This window comes from Nesterenkonia sp. E16_10, from assembly GCF_017347085.1.
Taxonomy (GTDB): domain Bacteria; phylum Actinomycetota; class Actinomycetes; order Actinomycetales; family Micrococcaceae; genus Nesterenkonia.
Map to the genome: position 1 here is coordinate 1 of NZ_JADPSA010000029.1, position 14,313 is coordinate 14,313.

Here is a 14,313-nt window from a genome sequence, read left to right on the forward strand (position 1 = left end):
CGCGCTGCCGTTCTTCGGCATCGTCTCGGAGATCCTCCCGGTCTTCAGCCGCAAACCGATCTTCGGCTATAAGGGCCTGGTCTACGCGACCATCGCCATCGCGGCGCTGTCGGTGACCGTGTGGGCCCACCACATGTATGTCACCGGTGCGGTGCTGCTGCCGTTCTTCGCGCTGATGACCATGCTGATCGCGGTGCCCACCGGGGTGAAGTTCTTCAACTGGATCGGCACGCTCTGGCGAGGGTCGCTGACCTTCGAGACCCCGATGCTCTGGAGCCTGGGCTTCCTGGTGACCTTCCTCTTCGGCGGGCTCACCGGCATCATCCTGGCCGCCCCGCCGCTGGACTTCCACCTCTCCGACACCTACTTCGTGGTGGCACACTTCCACTACGTGGTCTTCGGCACAGTGGTGTTCGCCATGTTCGCAGGCTTCTACTTCTGGTGGCCCAAGTGGACCGGCAAGATGCTCAACGAGCGTCTGGGCAAGATCAACTTCTGGATGCTCTTCGTCGGCTTCCACGGCACCTTCATGATCCAGCACTGGCTCGGCGTCATGGGCATGCCGCGTCGTTATGCGGATTACATGGTCGAAGACGGGTTCACCACGATGAACCAGTTCTCCACGGTGTTCTCGATGCTGCTGGGTGCTTCGCTGATTCCGTTCTTCTGGAACGTCTGGATCACCTCGCGCAAGGGCAAGAAGGTGCTGGTGGATGACCCGTGGGGCTTCGGCGGCTCGCTGGAGTGGGCGACCTCCTGCCCACCGCCGCGGCATAACTTCTACTCGCTGCCGCGGATCCGCTCCGAGCGTCCTGCACTGGATCTGCACCACCCCGAGCTCGCGGATCGTCATACCCTGCAGACCCCTGCGGGCAAGATCTTCGGCCCGGCAGATCAGTCGGATAAGGAAGGTGTCTGATGAAGGCAAATATCGGATTGTTCCTGGGCCTGGGCGTCTTCGTGTTCATCGTGGCCTTCATCTACGGCTTCTGGAGCGGATGGTCAGACCTGGCCGGATTCCCGCTGCTGCTGCTCACCGCCGGCATGGGCTTCATGCTCTGGTTCTACCTGCGCATGGTGGCGAAGAACCATGACGTGCTCGACGGGGACAACCCGGAGGGCGAGATCGAGCACATGGCCGGCAACTACGGGGAGTTCGCTCCGTGGAGCTGGTGGCCGCTGGGCCTCGGCTTCTCCGCAGCGTTTGCCTTCTTCGGGCTGGCCATCGACTGGTGGGTCTTCTTCCTCGCCCTGATCCCTGGCCTGTTCTTCATCACCGGCTGGGTCATGGAGTTCAACCGGAAGCGCTACGCGCACTGATCCACACCGACACCCGTCACAGCAAGGCCCGCCGTGAGCACAGACTCGCGGCGGGCCTTGCTGTGTCCCGGTGCAGGAGCTGGCGGGTCTCGTCCGCCGGCGCACCACGCGTTGCGTAGAATTCTGGCTATGACGATCCGCCCCATCACGATCCACGGTGAACCAGTCCTGCATCGACGAGCGCAGGAGGTCGAACGCATCGACGACTCCATCCGCGAGCTTGTCGCCGACATGATCGAGACTCAGGACGCCGCCCACGGTGTCGGGCTGGCGGCCCCGCAGGTCGGCGTCGGGCTGCGCATCTTCACCTACAGCTTCGCCGACTCCGGGGATCAGCCCTCCCGCGGAGTGATCATCAACCCGCGGCTGCGCCTGATCGGCAAGGTCTCCAAGGAATCGGCGGACCCGGAGGAAGAGTCCGAGGGCTGCCTGTCAGCCCCGGGATACAACTACCCGCTCAAGCGCAGCGAGCACGTGGAGATCACCGGGCTCGACCTGCGCGGAGAGCCGCTGCAGTTCGAGGCCACCGGCTGGTTCGCCCGAGTCCTGCAGCACGAATACGACCACCTCGACGGCTATCTCTACGTCAACCGGCTCGACCCGAAATGGGCTCGGCGCTGGAAGAAGGTCGTGAAGAAGGAGGGCTGGAACCAGCCCGGGCTGACCTGGCTGCCCGGGGTCGACCCCGACCCGTTCGGCCACGACGAGCCCGAGGAGCTGGCCGAGCCCGAGGGACTGGCCCGACCGGAGGACGCCGGATCTTCGGAGCGGGGCCTCAGCTCACACCCTGGCTGAACTCCACCCAGCGGCGCAGCACCTGCGCGGCGGCGCCTGAATCAAGGGCCTCCTCAGCCCGGCGCATATTGGTCCTCAGCCGCTCCACCAGCGGCCCGTCGGCCGGCTCATCGAGACTGGTGAGCCCTCCTGCGGCATTGAGCACGACGGCGTCGCGCACCGGCCCAGGCTCCCCGGAGAGCAGTCGGTGCACGATCTGGGCGTTCTCGGTGCCGGTGCCCCCTCGCAGGTCCGCCACCGCCACCCGGGAGAGTCCCACGTCCTCTGGCTCCAGGACGGTGTGTGAGACCTCACCGGAGCGGACCTCCCAGATGTCGGTGGCCGCAGAGGTGGTGATCTTGTCCCGACCGTCGCGGCCCCGGAACACCAAGCCTCGGGTGCCGCGCATGGCGAGCACCTGGGCCATCTTCGGGGCCAGTGTGGGACTGGCGCAGCCCAGCGCCTGGGCGGTCACCCGCGCCGGGTTCGACAGCGGCCCCAGGAAGTTGAACACCGTCCGGATTCCCAGCTGGCGCCGGACCGGTCCCACATGTCGCATCGAGGGATGGAAGCTCTGCGCGAAGAGGAAGGTGATGCCGACCTGCTCGGCGGCCCGGGCCACCTGCTCTGCGCTCAGGCTCAGGTTCACCCCGAGCGCCTCGATCACATCGGCGGCGCCGGCCGTGCTGGAGGCGCCGCGATTGCCATGCTTGACCACGCGAGCCCCGGCGCCGACCGCGGTCAGCGAGGCCATCGTGGAGATGTTCACTGTGCCCAGCATGTCCCCACCGGTGCCCACGATGTCCAAGGTGGGCCCGGGGATGCTCAGCGGCACTGCCTTGTCCATCATGGTGCTGCTCAGCCCGACGAGCTCCTCGGCGACCTCACCCTTGGCGCGCAGCGCGACCAGGAAGGCCGCCACCTGCCCGTCGCCCAGGGCGCCGCTCATGAGCTGCTCCATCGCCCAGGCCGAGGTGGCGGACGTGAGGTGCTCCCCGGCGAGCAGGGTCTCGAGCAGCTCCGACCAGCTGGCGGGCAGCGCGGGGCTGAGGGGGAGCGGATCAGGGGAGTGTGGAGGTTTCACAGCCCCAGACTATCGGCCGATTCCGTGTGGAGTCCGTCCAATTTCGACACGCTGTAGAAATATTGTCGACTTTTTTGACCCGCTCCACCTTGGCGGATCCTGGGAATGGCGCGGAATCCGCCCCCTGACAAGGATCTGGAACCACGCCATAGTGGTCAACGGTGTCGCAAATCCTTGGGGTTTCAGGACATAATGAATGCGTGACGTCTGCAACCCAAGCCCCAATCGCTCCGGCGCGAACCTTGCCGAACCGCCCGAACATGGTGTCCGTGGGCACCATGGTCTGGCTCACCAGCGAGCTCATGTTCTTCGCCGGCCTGTTCGCCATGTTCTTCACACTGCGTTCCACGCAGTCTGAGATGTTCGCCGAGGGTGCCAGTGAACTGGACATCCCGCTGGCCACCACGATCACGGTGATCCTGGTCGCCAGCTCGGTGACTGCTCAGTTCGGTGTCTTCGCGGCCGAGCGGCATCAGCCGCGCCGCACCGGAGGCGCGTTCCAGATCCAGCACTGGGGCATGGTCGAGTGGTACATCCTCTCGTTCATCATGGGCGCGATCTTCATCGGCGGCCAGACCTACGAGTTCGCGGTGATGGTCTCTCACGGGATCACCGTCTCCTCGAACGCCTTCGGCTCCGCGTTCTACATCACCACCGGCTTCCACGGCCTGCACGTGGTCGGTGGACTGATCGCCTTCCTCTACGTGATCGCACGGGCGTACTTCAGCGTGAAGTTCACCCATAAGGAGGCTCACGCCGCCGTCGTCGTGTCCTACTACTGGCACTTCGTCGACGTCGTGTGGATCGCGCTGTTCGGCATCGTCTACCTGCTGCCGCTGTTCGTCTGATCCACACGCCAGCCTCAGCACCCCAGCCTGTATCGCATCGAAAAGTTAGGAACCGGCACGTGAAGGCACTCTCACAGAAGCGTCGCCACCCACTCGCGGCAGTGGCGCTGCTCCTCCTGGGCCTCTTGCTCACTGGAGGGCTCTACGCCGCGGCGACCTCCATCAACGACGCGCAGGCGACCAACGCTGCCGAGGCCTACTCCGCCTCAGACGTGGAGGAGGGCGAACGCCTCTTCGTGGCCAACTGCGCCACCTGCCACGGCATCAACGCAGAAGGCTCGGATGCCGGTCCGTCCCTGATCGGTTCCGGCGCTGCCGCCGTGGACTTCCAGGTCGGCACCGGCCGCATGCCGATGCAGATGTCCGGCCCGCAGGCCCAGAAGAAGCCGGCTCAGTTCAATGACGAACAGACCATGCAGCTCTCGGCCTACGTCGCCTCCCTGGGCTCCGGCCCCGCAGTGCCCGACGAGGAGTACCTCGACGTCGAGCAGGGCAACATCGCCCGCGGCGGCGAGCTCTTCCGGATCAACTGCGCCATGTGCCACAACGCAGCCGCCGCCGGCGGCGCGCTGACCGAAGGCAAGTACGCGCCCGCCCTTGACGGTGTGGAGTCCAGGCACATCTACGCGGCCATGGTGACCGGTCCGCAGAACATGCCCGAGTTCAACGACTCGAACATCCCTCCCGAGGACAAGCGCGACATCATCGCCTTCCTGAAGAACAACGAATCTCAAGGCGTGCCGGGCGGGTTCTCGCTGGGCTCGCTGGGACCGGTCTCGGAGGGTCTGCTCATCTGGACCCTCGGACTGGCCCTGCTGATCGGTTCGATGGTCTGGCTGACCTCACGGTCCTCCTGAGCATCACCGGCAGCACCTAAGCACCCCGCACACGTAAACACTGAAGCAAAGGACGAGAACCATATGGGCGAGCACGGTAACGGCGGTCCTAACTCGGGCGCCGTCATCAAAGCAGGTGAGGGAAGGTCGAGTGGCTACGCCATCGACAACCCGGGCCTGCCCCCGCACCGCCCGCGGTTGAGCGACGCGGACGAGAAGGCCGCCAAGCGCGCCGAGCGGCAGGTCTCTGCGCTCTTCCTGATCTCGATCATCGGTACCGTGATGTTCTTCGTCGGCTACTTCGCCGTCGGCGTCACCGCCGGTGATCTTCAGATGCTCCGGCTGCAGAACACCCTGCTCGGCCTCGGCGTGGCCTTCGCCATGCTCGGCATCGGACTCGGCGTCGTGCAGTGGGCCCGCGCCCTGATGCCCGACCATGAGGTCATCGAGGACCGCAAGCCGCTGCGCAAGGAAGCAGACCGCGCCGAAGCCGCCCAGACGATCAATGAGATCGTCGACGAGACCCAGATCAAGCGTCGGCCGCTGCTGCGCAACACGCTCATCGGTGCCGCTCTGCTGGCCCCGCTGCCCGCGGTCATCGTCTTCCGCGATCTCGATCGTTCCGAGGACTTCGGGCCCGAACGGATGCGCCACACGATGTGGGAAGAGGGAGTGCGCCTGGTGCGCGATCCCACCGGCACCCCGATCCGCGCCTCCGACCTCACGGTCGGCTCCGCGGTGCACGCGATCCCCGAGACGCTGCGCGAGGTCTCCGGTCACGGCGATCGCCTGGCCGAGAAGGCCAAGGCCGTCGTCCTGCTGATCCGGATGAACCCCGACGATTTCGAGCCCGTGACTCCCGGTCGCGAGGACTGGAAGTACGAGGGGATCATCGCCTGCTCCAAGGTCTGCACACACGTCGGCTGCCCGGTGGCGCTCTACGAGCGTCACACGCACCACCTGCTGTGCCCCTGCCACCAGTCGACCTTCGACGCCGCTGAGGAGTTCAAGGTCATCTTCGGTCCGGCAGGCCGGCCGCTGCCCCAGCTGCCCATCACAGTCGACGATGAGGGCTTCCTCATCGCTCGCAGCGATTTCACCGAACCCGTCGGCCCCACCTACTGGGAGCGTGGCTAAAACTCATGAGCACTCAGTCTCTAGAATCTAAGTACACCGAGGAGCAGTACTCCGAGGTGGATCAGTACCAGCCGGCGACCCGTACCGGCAGGATCGCGAACTACGTGGACACCCGCGTGGGCGGTACCGGCATGGTGCGGGAGTTCGGCCGCAAGGTCTTCCCGGACCACTGGACCTTCATGTTCGGTGAGGTCGCGCTCTACAGCTTCGTCATCACCGTGATCTCCGGGGCGTTCCTGACCTTCTGGTTCGACCCCTCCATGGCCAGCACGCGCTACGACGGGTCCTACGTCCCGCTGCAGGGCGTGGAGATGTCCACCGCCTACAGCACCGCGCTCCAGCTCTCCTTCGATGTGCGCGGCGGCCTGTTCATGCGCCAGCTGCACCACTGGGGTGCACTCATGTTCGTGATGGCGATGGCCATCCACATGCTGCGCGTGTTCTTCACCGGCGCCTTCCGCAAGCCCCGCGAGCTCAACTGGGTGGTTGGCTGCACCCTGCTGCTGGCAGGCCTCGGTGCCGGCTTCACCGGTTACTCGCTGCCTGATGAGGTGCTCTCCGGCAACGGCCTGCGCATCATCGACGGCATGCTCAAGGCCATCCCGATGGTCGGCACCTACATCTCCTTCTTCCTCTTCGGCGGCGAATTCCCCGGCGACGAGGTCATCCCCCGTCTCTACTCGCTGCACATCTTCATCATCCCGGCAGTGATCCTGATCCTGATCGCGGTCCACCTGTTCATGGTGGTCACCCACAAGCACACCCAGTACCCCGGCCCGGGCCGCACCGAGCGCAACGTGGTCGGCTACCCGATCGGTCCGGTCTACGCCGCCAAGGCCGGTGGCTTCTTTTTCGTGGTCTTCGGCGTGCTGGCTCTGCTGGCCGGCACCTTCCAGATCAACGCGCTCTGGAACTACGGGCCTTATGACCCCTCCCCGGTGCAGGCGGGCACGCAGCCTGACTGGTACATCGGCTGGTTCGACGGATTGCTGCGCCTGATGCCGGGTTACATCGGCGACATCCCGCTGGAATTCGTGATCCCGACGCCGTGGGGCGGCAACAGCGTGGCGACGCCGGTGCTGGTCACCTTCCTCCCGATCACCGCGCTCCTGCTGGGTCTGTTCGTCTGGCCCTGGATCGAGGCCTGGATCACCGGTGACAAGAAGGAACACCACATCCTGGACCGGCCGCGCAACGCCCCCGGCCGCACCGCCTTCGGCATGGCCATGATGATCTGGTACTTCGTGATGTGGGCTGCCGCGTCCTCCGACCTGATCGCGACCCACTTCTCGCTCTCGTTCAACGACGTGCTCATCTGGCTTCGAGTGCTGTTCTTCGCCGGACCGATCCTCACGTTCATCATCACCAAGCGGATCTGTCTGGCCCTGCAGCGCAAGGATCGCGAGATCGTGCTGCATGGCAACGAGGCCGGTGTCATCGAGATGCTGCCCCACGGTGAATTCCGTGAGAAGCACACCCGGGTCAGCGACTACGAGCTCTACACCCTGGTCGCCTACGAATCTCCCGAGGTCACCCCGGCCCGCCCGAACGCCAAGGGCAAGGTCGGACTCCTGGAGAAGTCCCGGGTCAGGCTGAACCGGACCTTCTTCGAGGATCGGGTCGCGCCTGTGAGCCGCGAGGAGTACATCGAGGCCCTCTCGCACGACGACCACGGCACTCCCGCAGAGCTGCCTGCCGGCTCCGTCGGAGCGATCGAGTCCCGGAAGAGCTGATCACCCGGGGGCACCGATGATTCGGTGCCCACCGCGCAGAAGCGGCCGTCTCCCTCTCGGGAGGCGGCCGCTTCTGCGTGTCGCGTGAAGTCACCGGGCCGACGGGTGTGGGCTGACTTGCTCGGGCGAACTCAAACTGGGCCCGGGGGAGTCCAGCCTCAGGGCCAGTGGGTGATCTCTGCGGGGCGGCGCATGCCCGCTAGGTCCGGTCCGCACCCCGGATGATCATGCGCAGCTTCTCCAGCCGTTCGGCGACGGCGCGCTCGGCTCCGTTGCCGGTGGGCCTGTAGTAGTCCACACCGATCAGCTCATCGGGCACATACTGCTGGGTCGCGACGTGATGCGGCTGGTCATGGGCGTAGACGTAGCCCTTGCCGTGGCCCATCCGGTGTGCCCCGGAATAGTGTGCGTCGCGCAGATGCGGCGGGACCGAGCCGGATCTGCCGGCCCGCACATCGGCGATGGCGGCGTCGAGCGCCTTATAGGAGGCGTTGGACTTGGGTGCGGTGGCGATGTGCACCGTGGCCTGGGCCAGCAGGATCCTGGCCTCTGGCATGCCGATCAGCTGCACGGCGTCGGCGGCGGCCATCGCGGTCAGCAGCGCCGAGGGGTCGGCCATCCCGACCTCTTCGCCGGCGGCGATCACCAGGCGTCGGGCGATGAAGCGGGGGTCCTCTCCGGCCACCACCATCCGCGCCAGGTAGTGCAGCGCCGCGTCCGGGTCCGAACCGCGCAGCGACTTGATGAAGGCCGAGACGATGTCATAGTGCTGGTCTCCGTCCCGGTCGTAGCGCTGCACGGCGAAGTCCATGGCCTGCTCGGCGTCGCGGGCGGTGATCAGCACCGGGGAGCCCGACGCCCGATCGGCGGCGGAGGGGTCATCCACGTGGGCCGGGTCGCCGTCCTCACCGTCGTGGGCGGCAGGAGCGACGCCGTCATCGGCCGCCGGAGCGACGCCGCCATCGTCGGCAGGATTGGCGGCGGCCTCGCCGTCCTCGGGGGAGCGCCCCATGGCGACGGCGGCCGCGGCCTCCAGGGTGGTCAGCACCCGGCGCGCATCGCCGCCGGCCATGCGCAGGATATGGTCTCGGGCCACGTCTTCGAGCGCGAAGGCCGAGTCCAGGCCACGGGGGTCCTGCAGCGCCCGGGTGATCAGCCCGGAGAGGTCGTCCTGGGTCAGAGAGCGCAGCGTGAGCATCAGTGACCGGGACAGCAGCGGGGCGATGATCGAGAACGAGGGATTCTCCGTGGTAGCGGCGACCAGGATCACCCAGCCGTTCTCCACCCCCGGCAGCAGCGCATCCTGCTGCGCCTTGTTGAACCGGTGGATCTCATCGAGGAAGAGCACCGTGGTGGTCCCGCGCAGGTCCCGGTCCTCCAGCGCGCGGTCCATGACCTGCCGGACGTCCTTGACGCCGGCCCGGATCGCGGAGAGCTCCACGAACTTCCGTGAGGCACCCCTGGCGAGCACATGGGCCAGCGTCGTCTTCCCGGTGCCGGGAGGGCCATAGAGGATCACCGAGGAGGCCCCGGCGGGGCCGCGGTTGCCCTCGGCCAGCACCCGCAGCGGAGAGCCCTGCTCGAGCAGGTGCTGCTGGCCCAGGACCTCTTCCAGCGCCCGGGGACGCATCCGCACCGCCAGCGGCGTATGCCGACGACGCGCGCCCGTCTGCGGCGTGGCGGCGGGCGCGTCGTCGAAGTCGTCGGAGGCGAAGAGGTCCCCGGTGATCGGATCGGCCACTGCGCCTCCTAGGGCTGGCTGCGTGGACGGATTCGAGAAGAATCCGTTTCAGAGTACCTGGCGGGGGCTCAGGCCTGAGCCTTCGCCTTCTCCTGATCCTTCGACTGGTCCTTGCCCGCGGCGGTGCCTTCGGCCTTGGTCTCAGTCTCGGGCTTCGGTTCGGGCTTCGCGTCCACACCGGCCTCCTTGCGCTGCTGGGCGGTGATCGGAGCGGGTGCCGCGGTGAGCGGGTCGTAGCCGCCGCCGGACTTGGGGAACGCGATGACCTCGCGGATGGAGTCCTCCCCGGCGAGCAGGGAGACCACCCGGTCCCAGCCGAAGGCGATGCCGCCGTGCGGCGGCGCGCCGAACTTGAACGCGTCCAGCAGGAAGCCGAACTTCTCCTGGGCCTCGTCCTCGGGGATGCCCATGACCTTGAAGATCCGCTCCTGGACGTCGCGGCGGTAGACGCGCAGCGATCCGCCGGCGATCTCGTTGCCGTTGCAGACCAGGTCGTAGGCGTTGGCCAGGGCGGAGCCGGGATCGGTGTCGAAGCTCTCTGCGAACTCCGGCTTCGGTGCGGTGAACGCGTGGTGCACCGCGGTCCACGCCCCGGAGCCCACTGCCACATCGCCGGCGGCCTGGGCCTGCGCGGCGGGTTCGAACATCGGAGCATCGACCACCCAGACGAAGGACCATGCCGTCTTGTCGATCAGTCCCACGCGCTCGGCGATCTCATTGCGTGCCGCGCCGAGGAGTCCGCGAGAGGGGGAGACCTCGCCCGCGGCGAAGAAGATGCAGTCTCCCGGTGAGGCGCCGGTGGCGGCGGCCAGCCCGGCCTTCTCGGCCTCGGAGAGGTTCTTGGCCACCGGGCCGCCGAGCTCGCCGTCCTCGCCGATCAGCACATAGGCCAGGCCCTTGGCGCCGCGCTGCTTGGCCCACTCCTGCCAGGCGTCGAGGGTGCGGCGGGGCTGCGAGGCGCCGCCGGGCATCACCACGGCTCCGACGTAGGGCGCCTTGAACACCCGGAACGGGGTGTCCTTGAAGTACTCGGTGAGCTCGGTCAGCTCCAGGTCGAAGCGCAGGTCCGGCTTGTCCGAGCCGTAGCGCGCCATCGCCTCGTGGTAGGTGATGTGCGGGATCTCGGCGGGCAGCTCCACGTCGATGAGCTTCCAGAGCCGGCGCACCAGCTCCTCGCCCAGGGAGAGGATGTCCTGCTGCTCCACGAAGCTGGCTTCGATGTCGAGCTGGGTGAACTCGGGCTGACGGTCCGCGCGGAAGTCCTCGTCGCGGTAGCAGCGGGCCAGCTGGTAGTACTTCTCGAAGCCGCCGACCTGGAGCAGCTGCTTGAACAGCTGGGGGGACTGCGGCAGCGCATACCAGGCTCCGGGCGCCAGGCGCGCCGGGACCAGGAAGTCGCGGGCGCCCTCGGGGGTCGAGCGGGTCAGCGTGGGGGTCTCGATCTCGGTGTAGGACTCGTGGTGCAGCAGGTCCCGGGCGACCCGGTTGGCCTCGGAACGCAGGCGCAGCGCGCGCTGCGGGCCGGCCCGGCGCATGTCGAGGTAGCGGTGGCGCAGCCGCGCCTCCTCGCCGATCTCGACGTGTTCATCGATCTGGAAGGGCAGCGGGGCCGAGGTGTTGAGCACCGTGACGGTCTCGGCCAGGACTTCGACCTCTCCCGAGGGCAGGTTCGGGTTCTCGTTGCCGGCCGGGCGGCGCTCCACCGCACCGGTGACCTGCAGCACGAACTCGTTGCGCAGCGGATCGAAGTCCGCCTCCTCGCGCACCACGACCTGGGCCACGCCGGAGGAGTCACGCAGATCGAGGAAGGCCACCCCGCCGTGGTCTCGGCGTCGCGCCACCCATCCGGTGAGGGTGACGGTCTGGCCTATGTTCTCGGCGGTGAGGGAGCCGGAGGTGTGTGTGCGAAGCACGGTGTCCTTCCTGAGGGATCAGTTGCTCGAGTGCGGGCCTGCGGCCCGGGGAGTCAGTCGGTGGCCGATTCTACTATCCGCGGGAGCGCGTCCTGGGCCGGGGGCGTCCAGCTGGCCGGATCGGCGGGCGTCTGCGCGCCGGTGCGGATGTCCTTGACCTCGTGGCTGCCGTCGTCCTCGGTGAACCAGACATAGGGGATGCCGCGGCGATCGGCGTGGCGGATCTGCTTGCCGAACTTCTCGGCCTTCAGCGCGACCTCCACGTTGATCCCGCGGGCGCGCAGCGCATCGGCCACGTCCTGGGCGGCGCCCCAGTCGGCGTCGGAGCGCAGCGCCACGAAGACCGCGGCGGGAACCTTGCGGCTGGCGGAGAGTCCGCCCTCGGCCAGGATCCGGGAGACCAGCCGGGTGACCCCGATGGAGAGCCCGACGCCGGGGAAGGTGCGCTTGCCCTTGGAGGCCAGGGATTCGTAGCGGCCGCCGGAGCAGATCGAGCCCAGCGACTCGTGGCCGATCAGCACGGTCTCGTAGACCGTGCCGGTGTAGTAGTCGAGGCCTCGGGCGATGGAGAGATCGGCGGTGACCCGACCGGGGACCCGCTTGTTGAGCTCCGCGACGACCTCTTCGAGCTCGCTCAGTCCGGCCTCGAGCAGCTCATCGGGCGCCTTCGAGCCCAGCAGCTCGCGCACGGCGGCGACAAAGCTGGTGTCGGTGGCGCGGATCTGGGCGAGCTCCAGCGCCTGCTGCGCCTGTTCGGCAGTGGCGGCCCCTGAGGAGACCAGCTCCTCGCGCACCTTCTCGGCGCCGATCTTCTCCAGCTTGTCGATGGCGCGCAGCACCGCGGTGGTGTCGGTGAGCCCGATGGAGCGGTAGAAGCCCTCGGAGAGCTTGCGGTTGTTGACCCGCAGCATGAAGTCGCCGATCGGCAGCGCCTCCAGTGCCTTGGCCATCACCACGCCGATCTCGACATCGCTGCGGAACGGCAGCGCGCCGTCGCCCACCAGGTCGATGTCGGCCTGGGTGAATTCGCGGTAGCGGCCGTCCTGTGGCCGCTCACCGCGCCAGACCTTCTGGATCTGGTAGCGCCGGAACGGGAAGTCCAGGTGCCCGGCGTTCTCCACCACATAGCGGGCGAAGGGCACGGTCAGGTCGAAGTGCAGCGCCAGCCGGGCCTCGCGTCCCTCTTCCTCCTGCAGCCGGGAGACGGCGTAGATCTCCTTGTCGATCTCGCCCTTCTGCAGCAGCGTGTCGATGGTCTCCACCGCCCGTGATTCGATCGAGGCGAAGCCGTGGCGTTCGAACACTTCACGAAGCGTGTCCAAGACATGCAGCTCCACCAGCCGCTCCTCGGGGAGCCATTCGGTGAAGCCGGAGAGAGAGCTGGTTCGAGCCATGAGTGTGCGCGCAGTCCTTGGGTCGTCGGGGGAAGCCTGGAATCGGGCCCGTTCAGCATAACGGCTCCGGTAGGCTGGTGGCATGAGTCCTGCAGTCAAGCCCGACCACCATGAGACCTCCCTCGACGATGCCCGCCGATTCGCCCGGGTGGATGAGGAAGGCCATGTCTACGCACTGGCCCCCGCAACCGGTCAGCCGGTGACCGCCGCCCCCGCCGTCCCGGAGGCTGGCGCGGCCGTGCCGGAGGCGGACGGAGCAGCGCCGGAGGCCGACGGAGCAGCGCCGGAGGCCGACGGAGCAGCGCCGGAGGCCGGACAGACCGAGGCGTCCGCTGAGTCACCGGCCGCCGAGACCTACGTCGGACAGTTCTCCGGTGCCAGCGCGGACGAGGCGCTGCACTACTTCACCCGGAAGTTTGACGAGCTCTACAACCGTGCGCTGCTGCTGCGGGCCCGCGCCGCGGCCGGAGCCGACTCCGCCAAGGCGCTGCATGAGTCCCTGGGACATATCCGCAAGGAGCTCACCGCGGGCACCTGGGTGGGCGACGTGGCGGCGCTGAGCGAGCTGCTGAAGGAGATCTCCACGGAGATCGATCAGCGCGCAGCCGTGGAGGCCCAGGAGGCCGAGGTCGTCCTCGCCGAGCACCTGGCGGTTCGTGAGCAGATCGTGGCCGAGGTGGAGCTGCTGGCGGATGCCGACCCGACCACACAGCATTGGAAGAGCGCCCAGGCGCGGATGAATGAGCTGTTCGAGGCCTGGAAGGCCGAGCAGAAGAAGCCCCCGCGGCTGACGAAGTCCCAGGAAGACCCCTACTGGAAGCGATTCCGCGCCGCGCGGAACCTCTTCGAGAAGAACCGGCGCGCCTTCTTCGCCACCAGGGACAAGGAGCACGGCGAGGTCAAGGCCGCCAAGGAGGCGCTGATCGCCGAGGCGGAGCAGCTCAAGGACTCCGATGACTACGGAGCGACCACCAAGGCCTACCACCGGCTGATGGACGACTGGAAGGCCCTGGGCCGCGGCGCCCGCAAGACCGACGACGCGCAGTGGGCCCGATTCCGTGCCGCGCAGGACGTGTTCTTCGGCAACCGGGACAAGGTCAACGCCGAGACCGACGCTGAGTACGCCGAGAACCTCACCGTGAAGCTGGCGCTCCTCGAGGAGTTCGAGACGCTGATGCCGATCGAGAACCCCGAGGCCATCCGGGAGAAGCACCAGGCGCTGCTCAACCGTTGGGACGCCGCCGGGCGTGTGCCCCGGGCCGATATGAAGTCCGTGGAGGGCCGGCTCAAGCGGGTCCAGGATGCGTTCCGCGACGCCGAGCAGACACACTGGCGCAAGACCGACCCCGAGACCCTCGCACGGCAGAACTCGATGCTCACCCAGCTCGACGAGGCTATTGCCGAACTTGAGGCGGCACTGGAAGCCGCCCAGGTCAGCGGGGACGACCAGCGGATTTCCGAAGCCAAAGAAGCATTGGACGCAAGAAGAAGCTGGCGAGATATGTTGAAGTAACGAATGGATTACACTCGTCA

The 14,313-nt window shown here is 67.3% G+C and carries 12 protein-coding genes; 8 read left to right on the forward strand and 4 right to left on the reverse strand.

The features are described 5' to 3' along the window. The 3 genes from I2487_RS08665 to def form a co-directional block, all read left to right on the forward strand. The coding region (locus tag I2487_RS08665) for a cytochrome c oxidase subunit I (RefSeq protein ID WP_207173032.1) at positions 1–919 on the forward strand (919 nt) is incomplete at its 5' end. After that, entirely contained in the window at positions 919–1,320 is a 402-nt protein-coding gene (locus tag I2487_RS08670) for a cytochrome c oxidase subunit 4 (RefSeq protein WP_207172310.1), read from the forward strand. The genes I2487_RS08665 and I2487_RS08670, both read left to right, overlap by 1 nt. 129 nt (positions 1,321–1,449) lie before the next feature. Next, positions 1,450–2,115, forward strand: coding sequence for a peptide deformylase (def, locus tag I2487_RS08675; RefSeq protein ID WP_207172308.1), 666 nt, complete (start codon positions 1,450–1,452; stop codon positions 2,113–2,115). Here def and trpD read toward each other — a convergent pair. After that, positions 2,096–3,178, reverse strand: coding sequence for an anthranilate phosphoribosyltransferase (trpD, locus tag I2487_RS08680; RefSeq protein WP_345941378.1), 1,083 nt, complete (start codon positions 3,176–3,178; stop codon positions 2,096–2,098). The genes def and trpD overlap by 20 nt on opposite strands. 200 nt (positions 3,179–3,378) lie before the next feature. Between trpD and ctaE the strand changes: the two genes are divergently transcribed. The 4 genes from ctaE (at position 3,379) to qcrB (ending at position 7,732) form a co-directional block, all read left to right on the forward strand. Continuing rightward, entirely contained in the window at positions 3,379–4,026 is a 648-nt protein-coding gene (gene ctaE, locus I2487_RS08685) for an aa3-type cytochrome oxidase subunit III (RefSeq protein WP_518523714.1), read from the forward strand. Between the two features lie 59 nt (positions 4,027–4,085). After that, positions 4,086–4,883: a cytochrome bc1 complex diheme cytochrome c subunit gene (qcrC, locus tag I2487_RS08690; protein WP_207172306.1), complete on the forward strand. Its 798-nt coding sequence runs from the start codon at positions 4,086–4,088 to the stop codon at positions 4,881–4,883. Positions 4,884–4,946: 63 nt separating this feature from the next. Then, entirely contained in the window at positions 4,947–5,999 is a 1,053-nt protein-coding gene (qcrA, locus tag I2487_RS08695; RefSeq protein ID WP_207172304.1) for a cytochrome bc1 complex Rieske iron-sulfur subunit, read from the forward strand. 5 nt (positions 6,000–6,004) lie between these two features. Then, entirely contained in the window at positions 6,005–7,732 is a 1,728-nt protein-coding gene (qcrB, locus tag I2487_RS08700) for a cytochrome bc1 complex cytochrome b subunit (protein ID WP_207172302.1), read from the forward strand. A gap of 199 nt (positions 7,733–7,931) precedes the next feature. Here the strand turns inward: qcrB and I2487_RS08705 are convergent, their stop codons facing one another. From I2487_RS08705 to hisS, 3 genes are all read right to left on the reverse strand, one after another. Further along, positions 7,932–9,473, reverse strand: coding sequence for a replication-associated recombination protein A (locus I2487_RS08705; RefSeq protein WP_345941379.1), 1,542 nt, complete (start codon positions 9,471–9,473; stop codon positions 7,932–7,934). A gap of 68 nt (positions 9,474–9,541) precedes the next feature. After that, entirely contained in the window at positions 9,542–11,386 is a 1,845-nt protein-coding gene (gene aspS, locus I2487_RS08710) for an aspartate--tRNA ligase (protein ID WP_207172300.1), read from the reverse strand. Between the two features lie 53 nt (positions 11,387–11,439). After that, a complete protein-coding gene (hisS, locus tag I2487_RS08715; protein ID WP_207172298.1) occupies positions 11,440–12,780 on the reverse strand; it encodes a histidine--tRNA ligase in 1,341 nt (446 codons plus the stop codon). Positions 12,781–12,862: 82 nt separating this feature from the next. On the opposite strand from hisS, the gene I2487_RS08720 reads away from it, so the two are divergent. Next, complete coding sequence (locus tag I2487_RS08720; RefSeq protein ID WP_207172296.1) at positions 12,863–14,293, forward strand: DUF349 domain-containing protein; 1,431 nt, start codon at positions 12,863–12,865, stop codon at positions 14,291–14,293. The last annotated feature ends 20 nt before the right edge of the window (positions 14,294–14,313 follow it).